This is a genomic window from Rhizobium indicum, from assembly GCF_005862305.2.
GTDB lineage: Bacteria > Pseudomonadota > Alphaproteobacteria > Rhizobiales > Rhizobiaceae > Rhizobium > Rhizobium indicum.
Genome location: NZ_CP054021.1, coordinates 1,884,702 through 1,901,802, shown reverse-complemented (window position 1 = coordinate 1,901,802; position 17,101 = coordinate 1,884,702). Strand labels below are relative to the sequence as shown.

13 protein-coding genes are annotated in these 17,101 nt (G+C 61.7%); 8 read left to right on the top strand and 5 right to left on the bottom strand.

The window, feature by feature from the left end; all coding sequences use genetic code 11:
• Positions 1 to 55 precede the first annotated feature (55 nt).
• From FFM53_RS09420 to FFM53_RS09400, 5 genes are all read left to right on the top strand, one after another.
• Complete coding sequence (locus FFM53_RS09420) at positions 56 to 1,069, top strand: carbohydrate ABC transporter permease (protein ID WP_138334351.1); 1,014 nt, start codon at positions 56 to 58, stop codon at positions 1,067 to 1,069.
• 1 nt (position 1,070) lies between these two features.
• Positions 1,071 to 2,234 (top strand): carbohydrate ABC transporter permease, encoded by a 1,164-nt coding sequence (locus tag FFM53_RS09415; protein WP_138334350.1) that lies wholly within the window; start codon positions 1,071 to 1,073, stop codon positions 2,232 to 2,234.
• A 34-nt stretch (positions 2,235 to 2,268) separates the two neighbouring features.
• On the top strand, positions 2,269 to 3,921 hold the full coding sequence (gene bglA, locus FFM53_RS09410) for a beta-galactosidase BglA (RefSeq protein WP_138388075.1): 1,653 nt from the start codon (positions 2,269 to 2,271) through the stop codon (positions 3,919 to 3,921).
• Positions 3,922 to 3,971: 50 nt separating this feature from the next.
• On the top strand, positions 3,972 to 5,060 hold the full coding sequence (locus FFM53_RS09405; protein WP_138388074.1) for an ABC transporter ATP-binding protein: 1,089 nt from the start codon (positions 3,972 to 3,974) through the stop codon (positions 5,058 to 5,060).
• Positions 5,061 to 5,236: 176 nt separating this feature from the next.
• Positions 5,237 to 5,590 carry a hypothetical protein gene (locus tag FFM53_RS09400; protein WP_003545591.1) on the top strand — a complete coding sequence of 118 codons (354 nt, stop codon included), beginning with the start codon at positions 5,237 to 5,239 and terminating at the stop codon, positions 5,588 to 5,590.
• Positions 5,591 to 5,671: 81 nt separating this feature from the next.
• On the opposite strand, the gene edd is transcribed toward FFM53_RS09400, so the two are convergent.
• The 5 genes from edd to FFM53_RS09375 form a co-directional block, all read right to left on the bottom strand.
• Positions 5,672 to 7,495, bottom strand: a complete 1,824-nt coding sequence (edd, locus tag FFM53_RS09395; RefSeq protein ID WP_138388073.1) for a phosphogluconate dehydratase — start codon at positions 7,493 to 7,495, stop codon at positions 5,672 to 5,674.
• A gap of 77 nt (positions 7,496 to 7,572) precedes the next feature.
• On the bottom strand, positions 7,573 to 8,271 hold the full coding sequence (gene pgl, locus FFM53_RS09390; protein ID WP_138388072.1) for a 6-phosphogluconolactonase: 699 nt from the start codon (positions 8,269 to 8,271) through the stop codon (positions 7,573 to 7,575).
• 10 nt (positions 8,272 to 8,281) lie between these two features.
• A complete protein-coding gene (gene zwf / locus FFM53_RS09385) occupies positions 8,282 to 9,757 on the bottom strand; it encodes a glucose-6-phosphate dehydrogenase (protein ID WP_003556617.1) in 1,476 nt (491 codons plus the stop codon).
• Between the two features lie 134 nt (positions 9,758 to 9,891).
• The gene (locus FFM53_RS09380; RefSeq protein ID WP_138388071.1) at positions 9,892 to 11,190 is read right to left on the bottom strand and encodes an NAD(P)/FAD-dependent oxidoreductase; all 1,299 of its coding nucleotides are present in this window, start codon (positions 11,188 to 11,190) and stop codon (positions 9,892 to 9,894) included.
• Positions 11,191 to 11,200: 10 nt separating this feature from the next.
• Complete coding sequence (locus FFM53_RS09375; protein ID WP_138388070.1) at positions 11,201 to 12,637, bottom strand: glutamine synthetase family protein; 1,437 nt, start codon at positions 12,635 to 12,637, stop codon at positions 11,201 to 11,203.
• 88 nt (positions 12,638 to 12,725) lie between these two features.
• Between FFM53_RS09375 and FFM53_RS09370 the strand changes: the two genes are divergently transcribed.
• From FFM53_RS09370 to FFM53_RS09360, 3 genes are all read left to right on the top strand, one after another.
• Positions 12,726 to 13,946, top strand: a complete 1,221-nt coding sequence (locus FFM53_RS09370; RefSeq protein ID WP_138388069.1) for a BaiN/RdsA family NAD(P)/FAD-dependent oxidoreductase — start codon at positions 12,726 to 12,728, stop codon at positions 13,944 to 13,946.
• A 140-nt stretch (positions 13,947 to 14,086) separates the two neighbouring features.
• Positions 14,087 to 14,230 (top strand): hypothetical protein, encoded by a 144-nt coding sequence (locus tag FFM53_RS09365; RefSeq protein ID WP_012756101.1) that lies wholly within the window; start codon positions 14,087 to 14,089, stop codon positions 14,228 to 14,230.
• Positions 14,231 to 14,543: 313 nt separating this feature from the next.
• Positions 14,544 to 17,075: a methyl-accepting chemotaxis protein gene (locus tag FFM53_RS09360; protein ID WP_138388068.1), complete on the top strand. Its 2,532-nt coding sequence runs from the start codon at positions 14,544 to 14,546 to the stop codon at positions 17,073 to 17,075.
• Positions 17,076 to 17,101 lie beyond the last annotated feature (26 nt).

Genomic DNA, 17,101 nt, shown 5'->3' with positions numbered 1-17,101 from the left:
CGTCAGAATTAAAAACCGATCGGAATAAGATCAGGGGAAGCAGGGGAGGGACGAAATGCTGTTGCAGATAGTGTCCGCTTTGGGCGTCGTGTTCGCCGCCGTGATCGCGTGTTCGGCCTATTTCTATTTTTCAAATAAGATTCTGGACATGGCTCTGCCGGTGAAGGATGGCGACATCCGAGCGGCATCGCGCAATCTGAACCGCCGCGCGCTCGTCCGGCCATGGCTGTTCATCGGCCCGGCGCTCTTCCTGCTCGTCGTCTACCTCGTCTATCCCGTGGTTGCGACCTTCATCCTCTCCTTCTACGACCGCGCCGGTCTGCAGTTCGTCGGCCTCGCCAATTACAAATGGGCGCTCGGTGACCGCGAATTCCGCCAGTCGATCTTCAACAACATCCTCTGGCTCGCCGTGGTGCCGGCTGCCTGCACCTTCTTCGGCCTCGTCATCGCCGTGATGACCGATCGCATCTGGTGGGGCAATATCGCCAAGAGCATCGTCTTCATGCCGATGGCGATCTCCTTCGTCGGCGCCTCGGTCATCTGGAAATTCATCTATGAATATCGCGGCGGCAACGATGTCCAGATCGGCCTGCTGAACGCCATCGTTCAGACCTTCGGCGGCACGCCGGAGGTGTGGATCTCCATTCCCTTCTGGAACAACTTCTTCCTGATGATCATCCTGATCTGGATCCAGACCGGTTTCGCGATGGTCATCCTGTCGGCGGCTCTTCGCGGCATTCCGGAAGAGACGATCGAAGCCGCCGTCATCGACGGCGCCAATGGCTGGCAGATCTTCTGGCGCATCATGGTGCCGCAGATCTGGGGCTCCATCGCCGTCGTCTGGACGACGATCACTATCCTCGTCCTCAAGGTCTTCGACATCGTGCTGACCATGACCAACGGCCAGTGGCAGACGATGGTGCTGGCGAACCTGATGTTCGACTGGATGTTCCGCGGTGGCGGTGATTCCGGCCGAAGTGCGGTCATCGCCATCATCATCATGCTCGCCGTCACGCCGATCATGGTTTGGAACGTGCGCCGCGCCAATCGCGAATTGAAGGGCCACTGAGATGACCGCTATCGGAAGTTACTTCAAGATAGGCCCCGCCCGTCTCTTTGTTCACGCAGCCGTTCTGCTGATCGTCATCATCTGGCTCATCCCGACACTCGGCATCTTCGTCAGCGCGCTGCGCGACAAGGACCAGATCGTCGTCTCCGGCTGGTGGACGGCCTTCGTCGGCTCGACGCAAACCGCCGCGGTCCGCCTCGGTACACCCGACCAGCAAAAGCAAGAGGGCGCCAGCTACGTCATCTCGGGCAATGTGCTGGAAGGTCAGGCCGGCCGGGCGGTGAAGGCCTTCGGCAACCGCATACAGCAGCCGGCCGCCTTTAAGGCCGGGGAGACCGCCGATCTCGGCGACGGTGAAACCCTGCAGATCAACAGCGATGGCAGCTACCGCTATGTGAAGAACACCGCCTTTTCGCCCGACCAACGCCCGAAGCGCATCTATGCATCCGTCTCGGCGCCGCCGGAATTCACGCTGCAGAACTACAATACGGTTCTAAGAGGCGAGGGTATCGGCCAGTCCTTCATCAACTCGCTGACCGTGACGATCCCGGCGACGATCATCCCGATCCTGATTGCCGCTTTCGCCGCCTATGCGCTCAGCTGGATGGAATTTCCCGGCCGCGGGCTGCTGATTGCGCTCGTCGTTGGCCTCATCGTCGTGCCGCTGCAGATGTCGCTGATCCCGCTGCTGCGCCTCTACAACGAGATCGGCAACATGCTCGGCCAGCCGTCGAAGACCTATCCCGGCATCTGGCTTGCCCATACCGCTTTCGGCATGCCGCTCGCCATCTATCTCTTGCGGGCCTATATCGCCGGCCTGCCGAAGGAGATCATCGAATCCGCCCGCGTCGACGGCGCGAGTGATTTCGAGATCTTCGTCCGCATCGTTTTGCCACTGTCCTTCCCGGCACTCGCCTCCTTCGCCATCTTCCAGTTCCTGTGGGTGTGGAACGACTTGCTCGTCGCCATGGTCTTCCTCGGCACCGACAAGGACCACATCGTGCTGACCGGCAGCCTGAACGCGCTGCTCGGCTCGCGCGGTGGCAATTGGGAGATTTTGACGGCGTCAGCCTTCGTCACCATCATCGTGCCGCTGCTCGTCTTCTTCGGGCTTCAGCGTTACCTGGTGCGCGGTCTGCTGGCGGGTTCGGTCAAGGGAGGCTGACCATTCCCGAACGTGACTTCAAACAGGATATTCCATGAACGTGGCTTCCCAATCGATCTCGACCCCTGACAAGGACTGGTGGCGCGGCGCGGTGATCTATCAGATCTATCCGCGCTCTTACCAAGATTCGAACGGTGACGGCATCGGCGACCTCAAGGGCATCACCGCCCGCCTGCCGCATGTGGCAAGCCTTGGCGTCGATGCGATCTGGATCTCGCCTTTCTTCACCTCGCCGATGCGCGATTTCGGTTATGACGTTTCCGACTACGAGAACGTCGATTCGATCTTCGGCACGCTGGTGGATTTCGACACGATGATCGCCGAGGCCCATCGCCTCGGCATCCGCGTGATGATTGACCTCGTCATCTCCCACAGCTCGGATCAGCATCCCTGGTTCGTGCAAAGCCGCTCCAGCAAGACCAACGCCAAGGCCGACTGGTATGTCTGGGCGGACGCCAAACCGGACGGCACGCCGCCGAACAACTGGCTGTCGATCTTCGGCGGCTCGGCATGGGCGTGGGATCCGACGCGCATGCAATATTACATGCACAATTTTCTGACCTCGCAGCCGGACATGAACCTGCATAACCCGGAAGTGCAGGACCGTCTGCTCGATGTCGTGCGCTTCTGGCTCAATCGCGGCGTCGACGGCTTCCGCCTCGACACCATCAATTTTTATTTTCATGACACGCAGCTGCGCGACAATCCGGCGCTTGCGCCCGAACGCCGCAACGCCTCGACGGCGCCGGCGGTCAATCCCTATAATTTCCAGGAGCATCTCTATGACAAGAACCGGCCCGAAAACCTTGCTTTCCTGAAGCGCTTTCGCGCCGTTCTCGAGGAGTTCCCGGCGATCGCCGCCGTCGGCGAAGTCGGCGACAGCCAGCGCGGCCTTGAAATCGTCGGCGAATACACCTCCGGCAACGACAAGATGCACATGTGCTACGCCTTCGAATTCCTGGCGCCCGATCCGCTGACGCCGGAGCGTGTCGAGGAGGTGATGCAGGATTTCGAAGCCGCCGCACCCGATGGCTGGGCCTGCTGGGCCTTCTCCAATCACGACGTCATGCGCCATGTCAGCCGCTGGGGCGGGCTGGTCGCCGATCACGACGCCTTTGCCAAGCTTTACGCCTCGTTGCTGATGACCATGCGCGGCTCCGTCTGCCTCTATCAGGGCGAGGAGCTGGCGCTGACCGAGGCCGATCTCGCCTATCAGGATCTGCAGGACCCCTATGGCATCCAGTTCTGGCCGGAATTCAAGGGCCGCGATGGCTGCCGCACGCCGATGGTCTGGGACAGCCAGGTCGCCCAGGGCGGCTTCTCGACGGTCAAGCCCTGGCTGCCGGTGCCGGTCGAGCATATCCTGCGTGCCGTCAGCGTCCAGCTGGGCGACGAGGCTTCCGTGCTGGAGCACTATCGCCGCTTCATCGCTTTCCGCAAGCTGCACCCGGCTTTTGCCAAGGGCGAGATCGAATTCGAGGAACAACAGGGCGATAGCCTGGTCTTCACCCGTGAATACGGCAACGAGAAGCTGCTTTGCATCTTCAACATGAGCCCGACCGAGGCCGCCGTCATTCTGCCTGCGGGAGAATGGCAGGCATTGACGGGCCACGGCTTTACCAGCAACAACTATGGCGACAAGATCGATATTCCGGCCTGGGGGGCGTATTTCGCCCGTCTTGCCTAAGGAACATAGGCCTAAGGAAACACAGGCCCAGGGAACACAGGGAGAGAGAAATGACTGGACTGACGCTGAAGGATATCCGCAAATCCTACGGTTCCGTGGACGTTCTCCACGGTATCGACCTTGATATCAAGCAGGGCGAATTCATCGTCTTCGTCGGTCCGTCCGGCTGTGGCAAGTCCACGCTTCTGCGCATGATCGCCGGTCTCGAGGCGATCACCGGCGGTGAGATGTATATCGACGGCCATCTCGTCAATGACGTGCCGCCCTCCAAGCGCGGCATCGCCATGGTCTTCCAGTCCTATGCGCTCTACCCGCATATGACCGTGTTCGATAACATGGCGTTCGGCATGAAGATCGCCGGCGAAAGCAAGCAGGAAATCGCTCGTCGCGTCAAAGCGGCGGCCGAGAGCCTGCAGCTGACCCAATATCTCGGTCGCCTGCCGAAGGCGCTTTCCGGCGGCCAGCGCCAGCGCGTGGCGATCGGCCGCGCCATCTGCCGCGATCCGAAGGTCTTCCTGTTCGACGAGCCGCTGTCCAACCTCGATGCCGCGCTGCGCGTCGCGACCCGCATCGAGATCGCCCGCCTGAACGAACAGATGGCCGATACGACGATGATCTACGTTACCCACGACCAGGTCGAGGCGATGACGCTGGCTGATCGCATCGTCGTTCTCTCCGCCGGCAATATCGAGCAGGTCGGCGCGCCGCTGGACCTCTACGAGCGCCCGGCAAACCTCTTCGTCGCGAAATTCATCGGCTCGCCGGCGATGAACATCATTCCGGCGACGATCGCCGGAACCGGAAGCCAGACGACCGTGACGCTGACCGGCGGCATGTCGGTGACCCTCGATGTGGCAACCGATGCGTCCGAAATGGGCAAGCAGGCAAGCTTCGGCGTTCGTCCGGAGGATCTCCGGGTTGCCGATGGCGCCGACTACCTGTTTGAAGGTGAAGTGTCGATCGTCGAAGCGCTCGGTGAAGTGACCCTGCTTTATATCGAGGGCCTGGTTCCGGGCGAGCCGATCGTCGTCAAGCTGCCCGGCATCTATGATGTGAAGAAGGGCCAGAGGATGCGGTTTGCCGCTGACAGGCAGAAGTTGCATCTCTTTGACGCAACCGGCCATACCTACCGGAAATGAGGCGGCCATTTTTGGGGTGATAGTCCTAAGAATTGTGCGGGGCGGGCCGAATTCTCACTTTCTGTTAAAGATCGGCTGCTACCTTTTCCCTGTCAATTTATGAGGGGGATAAGCAGGTGGCCGCTTCCAATCCGTCACAGCCAAAATCTCATTTCCTGAGCAAGGAAGAATCCTTCATGTATGACCGCGAGGCGCGGTTCAAAATGGAGGACACTATGAACGCCGCGCGCATCGAATATACGGAAAAGGGCGTCATGCACGCGGCTTCGCGCCGCTGCGACATTGTCCGGATCTCGATGAGCAGCGCGACGCTCGCGATCCTGACCCAGTTCAGCCTGCCGAAGCAGTTCTATCTGGATATTCCGGATGCCCGCATCACCAAGGTCGGCTGCCTGCTGATGAAGGTCAACGCCAACAACACAGTGGAAGTTCGCTTCCTGCGCCTGCTGACGCAGAAGGAGTTGAACAAGATCTTCGTCTACAGCACCCATCCGGCGCACCGCGATTACGTTCTCGATATTCGAGCCTGACGGATAGCACGGGACTGATACAGAAAACCCGCGGGGTGCTTTTGCGCTCCGCGGGTTTTTGTTTGTCTCCAGTGACCATGCTCAGTGGTGGAAGAGTACGCTCGCACCCTGGTCCGAAGGTCCAACGGCGCGACGGAACGGCGCGAAGAGCTCGCGGCCCATGCCGAATTCATTGTCGGAGAGATCGACGACGACAGGTTCGCGCTCGGCCAAATCCGCGGCATCGACGAGCAGCTCGAGCGTGCCCTTGATCGCGTCGAGGCGAATGATGTCGCCCTCGCGAATACGGGCGATCGGACCGCCGTCGACCGCTTCCGGCGTGACGTGGATCGCCGCCGGCACCTTGCCGGAAGCGCCGGACATGCGCCCGTCGGTGAGCAGCGCCACGCGGAAGCCGCGGTCCTGCAGCACGCCGAGCGGCGGCGTCAGCTTGTGCAGTTCCGGCATGCCGTTCGCCTTCGGGCCCTGGAAGCGCACGACGGCGATGAAATCGCGGTTGAGCTTACCTTCCTTGAAAGCGTCCTGCAGCTCCTGCTGGCTGTGAAAGATGATTGCCGGGGCCTCGATGATGTGGCGCTCGGGCTTGACGGCGGAGATTTTGATGACCGCCTTGCCGAGATTGCCGCGCAGCATCTTCAGCCCGCCATTCGCCTGGAACGGCGTTTCGATGCTGGAAAGCACTTTGGGATCGACGCTTTTTTCCGGCGACGGCTCGCGCAGGACGGCGCCGTTTTCACCGAGTCGGGCATCGACGGTATAGGCTTGGAGACCGTGGCCGAAGACGGTGCGCACGTCGTCATGCACCAGGCCGTGCTTCAGCAGTTCCTTGATGAGGAAACCCATGCCGCCGGCCGCCTGGAAATGGTTCACGTCGGCAAGTCCGTTCGGATAGACGCGGGCAAGCAGCGGGACGACTTCCGAAAGCTCGGCAATGTCCTGCCAGGTGAGCTGGATGCCGGCTGCCCGCGCCATGGCGACGAGGTGCAGCGTATGATTGGTCGAGCCGCCGGTCGCATGCAGGCCGACGACGCCGTTGACGACCGAGCGCTCGTCGATCATCTCGCCCGCCGGCGTGAATTCGTTGCCGAGCGCGGTGATCGCCAGCGCCCGCTTGGCGGCTTCGCGCGTCAGCGCTTCGCGCAGCGGCGTGCCGGGATTGATGAAGGACGAGCCGGGCATGTGGAAGCCCATGATTTCCATCAGCATCTGGTTGGAATTGGCGGTGCCGTAGAAGGTGCAGGTGCCGGGACCGTGATAGGATTTCGATTCCGCCTCCAGCAGTTCGGCGCGTCCGACTTTGCCCTCGGCAAAGAGCTGGCGCACGCGCGACTTCTCGTCGTTCGGCAGGCCTGTGGTCATCGGGCCAGCCGGAACGAAGATCGACGGCAGGTGCCCGAAAGAGAGCGCCGCGATCACCAGACCGGGCACGATCTTGTCGCAGACGCCGAGGAAGAGGGCGGCATCGAACATGTTGTGCGACAGGCCGACGCCCGCCGACATGGCGATCAGGTCGCGCGAGAAGAGCGAGAGCTCCATGCCGGGCTGTCCCTGGGTGACGCCGTCGCACATCGCCGGCACGCCGCCTGCCACCTGCGCCACGCCGCCTGCCTCGGCTGCCGCCTCGCGGATGATCGCCGGATAGGTCTCGAACGGCTGGTGGGCTGAGAGCATGTCGTTATAGGCGGTGATGATGCCGAGATTGGGGATGCGGTCGCCGGCGAGCGCATCCTTGTCGGCGGGGGAACAGACCGCGAAGCCATGGGCAAGGTTGGCGCAGCCAAGCACCGAGCGCGCGACACCCTTGGAAGCGGCGGCGCGCAGGCGTTCAAGGTAGCGCTCGCGGCTTGGTTTCGAGCGTTCGACGATGCGATCGGTGATCGCAGAAATGCGTGCGTGAGCGGACATGGAAAATCCCTGCCTTGTTCGTTGTCTCTATCTGTTTCGGCGGCTCTGGCCTGAATCTCGGTCCGGATGACGGCGGATCAGGGAGCCCAGTAGATCTCGACCGGGGAAGTGGCCCGGCGCAGAACGGCGCGGATCGGCATTTCTGCCTCGTCACCGCTGCCTTCCGCCTTGGCGAGAACGTCTTTTTTGCCTTCGCCCTCAATATGGAGAACCAGGAGTGCGGCATCCTGAAGACTGGAGAAGGTGAAGGTCAGGCGCGGCTCGCCGGCTCCTTCCGCTTCCATGGTGATGATGCCGCGCGGCGTCGATGCATCGATCGCCTTGGCAAGATTGCTGCCGCCGGGAAAGAACGAGGCGGTGTGTCCATCGCCACCCATGCCGAGGATGACGATGTCGAAGGGTGAACTGATCGCCCTGGTCTTCTCGGTTGCGAGCCTTGCCGCCTCCTCCGCGGAGGCAGCGTCCTGATAGAGCGGCAGGAAGCGTGCCGCTTTTGCCTTGTTCTGCAGCAGATTGGCATCGACCAGCAGATGGTTCGAGCGCGGATTGTCGGCCGGCACGAAACGTTCGTCGACAAGCGTGATCGTCACCTTGTCCCAGGCGATGTCGCGCGTCGAAAGCGCCTGGAAGAAGACCTTCGGCGTGGAGCCGCCGGAAACGGCGATGGACGCCGTTCCGCGGGCGGCAATCGCCGCCGAAAGTGTATCGGCGACCTTGTCGGCGAGACTGCCGGCGAGGTCTGCGGCGCTGGCGAAGGAATGCAGGGTCGATGCCATCGATTTCGTCCTAGATTTCGTCATGCCAGGTGCGGCCGTCACGCTCGATCAGCGCGATGGCCTGGCTCGGTCCCCAGGTGCCGGCCGTATAGCCCTGCACCTGCTGGCCGGTCGTTTCCCAACCCTTGAGGATCGGATCCACCCATTTCCACGCGGCTTCCACTTCGTCGCGGCGCATGAACAGCGTCTGGTTGGAGCGGATCACGTCCATCAGCAGGCGCTCGTAGGCGTCGGGATTGCGGACGTTGAAGGCCTGGGCGAAGCTCATGTCGAGCGAGACGTTGCGCAGGCGCATGCCGCCTGGACCCGGATCCTTGATCATCAGCGACTGCTTGACGCCCTCATCCGGCTGCAGGCGGATGATCAGCTGGTTGGCGTTGATGCGTCCGGCCGCCTGGTCGAAGATTGCGTGCGGGATTGGCTTGAAGGTGATGACGATCTCGGACATGCGCCCGGTCAGGCGCTTGCCGGTTCTTATATAGAAGGGAACGCCGGCCCAGCGCCAGTTGTTGATCTCGGCCTTGATGGCGACGAAGGTCTCGGTGTTCGACACGCCGCCTTCGAGCTCTTCGAGGTAACCCTTGACCGGGCCAGTGCCCGATGCGCCGGCGCGATACTGGCCGCGGACCGTCGCCTGCTCGACGTTGGAGGCATTGAGCGGCTTCAGCGCGCGTAGCACCTTCAGCTTCTCGTCACGCACGGCTTCCGAATCCATCGACGAGGGTACTTCCATCGCCGTCAGGCAGAGCAGCTGCAGGATGTGGTTCTGCACCATGTCGCGCAGTGCGCCCGCCGTGTCGTAATAGCCGGCGCGGCCTTCGAGGCCGACCGATTCAGCCACGGTGATCTGCACGTGGTCGATGTAGTTGGCGTTCCACAGCGGCTCGTAAAGTGCGTTGGCAAAACGCAACGCCATCAGGTTCTGCACCGTCTCCTTGCCGAGATAATGGTCGATGCGGAAGATCTGCTCTTCCTTGAAGGCGCGGCCGATCGTGTCGTTGAGCTGCAGCGCGGAGGCGAGGTCGCGGCCGATCGGCTTCTCGACGACGATGCGGGTCGACTTGGTGATCAGCTTGTGGTCGTGGATCTTCTGCGAAATGTCGCCAAAGATGCCGGGCGCGACTGCCAGATAAAAGGCGCGCACACGCTCCTTGCCCTCGTCGAGCAGCTTTTTCAGCTGATCCCAGCCGGCATCCGTGCGGGCGTCGACCGAGACGTAGTAGAGGCGGGCACAGAATTTCTCTACCTCCGCCTCGTCATATTCACCCTTCTTCAGGTGCTCGTTCAGCGCGTCCTTGGCGAATTTGCGGTATTCCTCGTGCGTCAACGGGCTGCGCGAGGCGCCGATCACGCGGGTCGGTTCGCTGAACTGGCCTTCGATCTGGCGATGATACAGCGCGGGCAGAAGCTTGCGTTCTGCAAGGTCGCCGCTGCCGCCGAAAACGACGTAATCAAAGGGCTCAACGGGAATGATTTGGCTGCTCATGAGCTTGTCTCTCAATCAGGCTGGTTGGCGGCCCTTTTAATCTAATCGATTTAAAAAAGCCAGTGTGCAGTGCAATGAATCTCTCAGGAACTGGTTTTAGAGCGAATTTCCGGAAGAGGAAATCCGCAATCGGACTAAAACTTGTCGCGAAGTGCAAACCACGACAAGGCGAGGAAAAGCAACGGCGCCCGCATCCGGGCTCCGCCGGGAAAGGCTGGAATATCGAGCGATGTGAAGAGATCGAGATCGCGAGATTTTCCAAGCACCGTTTCCGCATAGAGCTTGCCACAGTAGTTTGACAGCATGACGCCATGGCCGGAATAACCGCCGATCGAGATGACGCCGGGCATGACCTCGCGCACGAAGGGCTGCCGCGGCAAGGTGATGCCGACGCTGCCGCCCCAGGCATGGGTGATCTCGATGTCCTTCAGGTCGGGATAGATCTCGGCGATCTGCCGGCGGATGTGCTCTGAAATGTCGCGCGGATTGTCCGAGGTATAGGCCTCGCGCCCGCCGAACAGCAGGCGGCCGTCGCCGAATTTGCGGAAGTAGCGCACGACGAAGCGCGAATCGGCCACGGCCTCGCCGCCTTGCAGTATATCGGGATGGCCGTCGAGTGGGGCAGTCGCGCCAATGAAGGAGCGGATCGGCATCACATGGCTCGCCGTCACCGGTTCGAGGTCGCCGATATGGCCGTTGCAGGCGATCAGAGCGCGCTCAGCGGTGATCGTCCCCCTTTCGGTTTCGATCGTCACCTTGCCGCCGCTTTGGCGGATCGCCGTTGCTTTGGTCATCTCGAAGATTTCAGCACCGGCATTGGCAGCGACCCGCGCCAGCCCGACCAGCAGTTTCAGCGGATGAATGTGGCCGGTGCCGACATCGCGCACGCCGCAATGGAAACGCTTCGAACCGAGCCTCTCCTGCGTTTCCTTCTCGTCCATGAAGCTGAGATGCGGATAGCCGTAGCGCTCTGCGGCGATTTCAGCATTTTCATAGTAGTCGCGTTTGTAGCTCGCCTTGTGTGCGACATTGAGCTGGCCGGGCACATAGTCGATCTCGATCTGATGCTCGCGGGCGAAATCGATGAGATGGCGCTTGGCCGCCTCGGCAAGATCGAACAGCGCCTTCGAGCGTTCGTAGCCGACCTTCTCCTCAAGTTCTTCCGGCCACCATCGCTGACCGGTGCCGAGTTGACCGCCATTGCGCCCGGACGCCCCGTCGCCGAAGCGGCAGGCCTCGATCAGGACCACCGAAACGCCTGATTTGGCAAGATTATAGGCGGCCTGCAGGCCGGTATAGCCGCCGCCGATTATGGCGACGTCTGATGTTCTCGAGCCGTCGAGAGCGGGGTAGGTGGGGCGGTCCCCGACGGTTGCCTGATACCAGGACAGCCCGGGCGCGATCGGGCTCTGCCACGTCTCCTGCGATGCCATGATGCTTCCCTCACACGTTGAGCAGAAGGAATTCCCGCTCCCAGGGGCTGATCACCTGCATGAAGGTTTCGAACTCGCCGCGCTTGACGCCGGCATAAAGGCCGATGAACTGCTTGCCGAATATCTCCTCGAAGGCGGGTTCGTCCTCGAGCAGCGCCACGGCTTCCAGCAGGCCGCGCGGCAGGTCGATCGAACCCTCATTGGCCGAATCCTCGGTCGGCGCCGTCGGCTCGATCTGCTTCATGATGCCGAGCAGGCCGGAGGCGAGCGAGGCGGCGAGCGCGAGATAGGGATTGGCGTCCGAGCTCGGCAGCCGGTTTTCCACGCGCCGCGCCTGCGGATCGGAGACCGGGACACGGAAGGCGGTCGTCCGGTTGTCGTAACCCCAGGCATTGTTGACCGGGCAGGACATATCGGGCTGCAGGCGCCGGTAGGAATTCACGTAGGGCGCCAGCATCGCCATCGCGCTCGGCACGAATTTCTGCATGCCGCCGATGAAGTGGAAGAATTCCTTCGAAGCCGAGCCATCGGGATTGGAGAAGATGTTCATGCCGGTCTCGATATCGACCACCGACTGGTGGATATGCATCGCCGAGCCCGGCTGGCCCTGCATCGGCTTGGCCATGAAGGTCGCGTAGATGTCGTGTTTCAGCGCCGCCTCGCGGATCGTCCGCTTGAACAGGAACACCTGGTCGGCAAGTTCGATCGGATTGCCGTGGCGCAGGTTGATCTCAAGCTGCGCCGGTCCCTCTTCATGGATCAGCGTATCGATCTCCAACCCCTGCTTCTCCGAGAAATGATAGACGTCGTCGATCAGCTCGTCGAACTCGTTGATGCCGGCGATCGAATAGCCCTGGCCGCCGAGGATCGAGCGGCCGGACCGGCCTTTCGGCGGGTGCAGCGGATAGTCGGGATCGTCGTTCTTGGCGACGAGATAGAATTCGATCTCCGGTGCCACGATCGGTTTCCAGCCGCGCTCATGATAGAGGCTCATGATCCGCTTCAGCACGTTGCGCGGCGTATAGGGGACTTCGCCACCGTCCGAATCGACGATGTCGCAGATCACCTGCGCCGTCGGGTCGCTTTCCCAGGGCACGACGGAAAGCGTCGAAAGATCGGGCATCAGCTTCAGGTCGCTGTCGCGCGGTTCGTAGCGGAAGCTTTCCGTCTCGTCGGGATATTCGCCCGAAATCGTGTGCCGGTAGATCGCCGAAGGCAGCGCCAGTGAGGTGTTCGAGGTGAATTTCGAGCTCGGCATCATCTTGCCGCGCGCAACGCCGGCAAGGTCCGGCGTGATGCATTCGATGTCTTCGATGCCCCTGTCCCTTAGCCACCGCGCTGCTTCCTTCCAGTTCGCAACGCCACGCAGGGATCCGGGTTCCGGGGGAGTTTTCTTCGAGGCGGGTACGTTTCTGGCAGGCTTGAGCGTCGTCTTTTTTGGGGACATGACACACCGGTTTGTATTGATCGTGACGCCATCATAACCAGACTTTGCCAATTGGCGAGGGGTGGCAAACGTTGACTTTCGCCCTTTGATGGAAAAAGAAGACGCGGGTTTGATCGGGGAAACGGGTTTGCAGCGCAAAAGCGACGTTATCGTCATCGGCGCCGGAGCGGCGGGCATGATGGCCGCCATCCGTGCCGGAAAACGCGGCCGCTCGGTCGTCATCCTCGACCATGCCAGGGCGCCTGGCGAGAAGATCCGCATATCAGGCGGGGGCCGCTGCAATTTCACCAATATCCATGCCGGCCCGAAGAATTTTCTCTCCGCCAACCCGCATTTCTGCAAGTCGGCGCTTGCCCGTTTCACGCCCGCCGATTTCATCGCCATGGTCGACCGCCACGGCATCGCTTGGCACGAAAAGACGCTCGGCCAGCTTTTCTGCGACGATAGCGCCAAAGATATCATCCGCATGTTGCTGGCGGAGATGCGCATGGCCGGTGCAGTGCTGCATCTTGGCACCGAAATATCAGGCGTCGAAAAGACCGAAGCCGGCTTCCGTGTATCGACGAGCGAAGGTCACTGTGAAGCATCGTCGCTGATCGTCGCCGCCGGCGGCAAGTCGATCCCGAAGATGGGCGCCACCGGCTTTGCCTATCGCCTCGCCGAGCAGTTCGGCTTGGCCGTGCTCGAAACCCGACCCGGCCTCGTGCCGCTGACGCTCGATCCCGGCCTGCTGGAAAGCATCGCGCCGCTCGCCGGCATTGCCGCCCCGGCCGAAATCCGCCACGGCAGGACCGCCTTCCGCGAAGCGCTGCTGTTCACCCATCGCGGGCTGAGCGGCCCGGCCATCCTGCAGATCTCTTCCTATTGGCGCGAGGGCGACGAGGTGGTGGTCTCGATCGAACCGGATATCGACATTGCGGCGCATTTGAAGACGGCAAAACAGCTCAATGGCCGCCAGTCGCCGCAGACAGCCCTTGGCGATATCCTGCCGAAGCGGCTGGCACAATTTCTCGTCGAACGCGAAAAGATCTCCGGCAACATGGCTGACCTGCCCGACAAGGCGCTGCTGCGTCTTGCCGCCGGCGTCCAGAACTGGGCGGTCAAACCGTCCGGCTCGGAAGGTTACCGCACCGCCGAAGTGACGCTCGGCGGCATCGACACGGCGGCGTTGGATTCCCGCAGCATGGAAGCAAAAGCCGTGCCCGGCCTTTATTTCATCGGCGAGTGCGTCGACGTCACCGGCTGGCTCGGCGGCTATAATTTTCAGTGGGCCTGGGCCTCCGGATTTGCCGCGGGCGAATGGGCCTAGAAAAGCCGATTCAAGACTTCTTAATAGAGGTGCGCCATCCTGTCTCAATTGGCGGTTTGTAAGGTCGTTCCTAAATTAAGCTTTACCGGCAAGCCGATTTGTTGGATTGTTGTTGTGTCAGAGAGAAGTGAGGTTTCGCCATGAACAGAAACGCACGACGCGCCCGCGCCATCGCAATTGCCGAGGCAAAGCCGAACGCCCGGATGGTCGCCCTGCGCTATCTGATGCTTGCAGCCGGCGCCACCGCCGCCAGCCTCGCGCTGCTGCTCTCGCACTTCATCTGATCGCGTCCGCAGGCCTGGAGCAAACGTTCCGGCATGGTGATCACGTCACCGCGACGACGCGGCCCATAATTTTGCAACTATTTCACTGCCTTGGCTTAACCCGCCATCACTGCTTATCCGAAAATTAATATCTAATCTGACACAATTGCCCGCGAATATTTGGGCATCTCCAAGTTGTTTGGACATGAACTGGCAATGACTGCCGCCTGGCTTCCGGGTTCCCCAATGTAAAATAAGAACAGCTCGATGTGCACCCGGCTGGCGCCATGTGGCCGCCTGCGGGAGGAGTGGTGTATGAAAGGCCCGGAACGCCATGTTGATTGATAAGATTCTTTCCCGCTTCAGGATCAAGACGAAGGTTCTGATCTTCGTTCTGCCTTTCGTCGTCACCATTTCGGCGGTGGGCCTGACCGGTCTCTACGCTTCGGGACTTCTGCAGGGCCGCATGGAAATATCCAACAGCGTTCTGCAGTCGCTCAGCGGCTTCAAGGATCTCTATGGTTCGATGGATGATTTCCTGCGCGTCACCAGCCCTGAGGCGCGCGACAAACTGAGCGCGGATCTGAAGATCCAGCAAGGCGTGCTCGACCAGACGCTGAGCCAGGTCGGTGACGAGGCCGCTGGCCGCGACAGCCTTGCGGAGGCATCGCGCCGCACCAAGGAAATTTCGGGCGTCGTCGACAAGCTGTGGGCCTTGCACGAGCAGGAACAGGCATTGCATGAGCAGATCGACGCGGCCCAGAAGAGCGTGATCAGCACCCGTTTCACCGTGTCCTACCAGGCCGAGCAGTTGCAGAGCACCGTCCAGAGCGACGAGAGCGCCGCCACCAGCACCCTTCGCACGGCCGACCGCCTGCTGAAGGGCGGCGATTTCCTCGGCACCGTCGCCAGCGGCTTCAGCAAGCCGCAGACACCGCAGGACAAGATCGCCTTCATCAACGAACAGATGCCGGAGATCATCAAATCGCAGCGTCTGATCGCCATCTCGGTTCCGAGCAATCAGAAGAATGTCATCGACGCGCTGGCTGCGACCATCGACGGCATCAAGGCGATCGTCCAGACGCCCAATCCGACCGACGAGACCGCCACCGAACTCGGCCGTCTCATTTCGCGCTTCCGCCAGACCTCGACCTATACGCAGCTGACCGCAACGCAGAAGATGCGTGACGCGACCCAGGAATTCGCCGCGCTCGACGGCCGGATTGCCCAGGCCAACTCGGTCCTGCAGGATACGAGGCGTCTCGAAAATTCCGTCTATTCGCTTCAGATCGTTCTTTCCGACTTTCTCGCCGACTCCAGCAAGGAAAATCTCGTGCGCCTGCAGCAGCAGGCCGGCACGCTCGGCAAGGACATGCAGGTGCTGGTCACCAGCGCCAAGGGCATGGGCTTTGCCGAAGGCATATCCGGCGCGATCCAGCCGGCGCTCGACGTCATTTCCGGCGGCGGCTCGAAGATCGTCGACACGATCGGTCAGCGCGTCACCGCCTATGCCGCGGCCCGCCAGGAGCTCGACCAGATCTGGAAAAAGCTGACCGATTTCGCCGAGCTGCAGAAGCAGACGGCCGGCACCGAGCGCACCCAGGCAAACAGCATCTCCGTCATGACCACCGGTCTCGGCATCCTCTTGTCGATCCTCGGCGGCATTGCCTTGGTGCTGACGCTGCAGCGCCCGATCAGCCATATCACCGGCGCCATGCGCCGCATCGCCGAAGGGGCGCTGGATACCAGCATCTCCGGCGAGCAGCGCCACGATGAAATCGGCGACATGGCCCGCGCGCTCGGCATCTTCAAGGAAAATGCCATCTCGAAGATCCGCATCGAGGAGCAGAGCGACGAGGAACGCGCCGCCGCCGAACACGAGCGTCAGCGCAACGACGCCGAAAAGCGCGAGATGGATCGTCAGATCGAATTCGCGGTCAATGCGCTCGCCGCCGGCCTCGAACGCATGTCGCAGGGCGATATCTCGACGACGATCGAAACGCCCTTCATCGGCCGTCTCGAACAGCTGCGCCAGGATTTCAACGGTTCGATGATGCGCCTGCAGGCGACGATGAGCCAGATCCGCGACAATGTCGAACTGATCCAGGGCAACGGCAACCAGATGGCCCAGTCGGCCGAGGACCTCTCCAAGCGCACCGAACAGCAGGCTGCCTCGCTCGAAGAGACCGCTGCCGCCGTCGATCAGATCACCGTCACGGTCCGCTCGTCGGCCGAACGCGCCAAGGATGCCGACCAGATCGTCCGCCAGGCCAAGCGCAGCGCCGACGATTCCGCCGTCGTCGTCAGCAATGCGATCGACGCGATGAGCCGCATCGAAGGTGCCTCGCGCCAGATCGAGCAGATCATCGGCGTCATCGACGAGATCGCCTTCCAGACCAACCTCCTGGCGCTCAACGCCGGCATCGAAGCGGCGCGCGCCGGTGAAGCCGGCAAGGGCTTTGCGGTGGTCGCGATGGAAGTCCGCGAACTGGCCCAGCGCTCCGCCGCTGCGGCGCAGGAGATCAAGGGGCTGATCAACAAGTCGACCAACGAGGTCAATTCCGGCTCGCAATTCGTGCAGGAGACCGGCACGGTGCTCGCCAAGATCAGCGCCCAGATCGTCACGATCAGCCAGCATGTCGAGATGATCGCCCGCGCCAGCCACGACCAGTCCACCGCGCTGCAGAGCGTCAACGCGACAGTCAATCAGATGGACCAGATGACGCAGCAGAACGCCGCCATGGTGGAGGAGACGACTGCCGCCAGCCGCGAGCTGGCCGACGAGGCCGGTTCGCTGCGCAGGCTCATTCAGCAGTTCAAGATCGACGGCGAAGCCACCGGTGCGCCGGTCTATCGCGCCGCCTGATCATCGACCGACCCGTGTTTATTCGA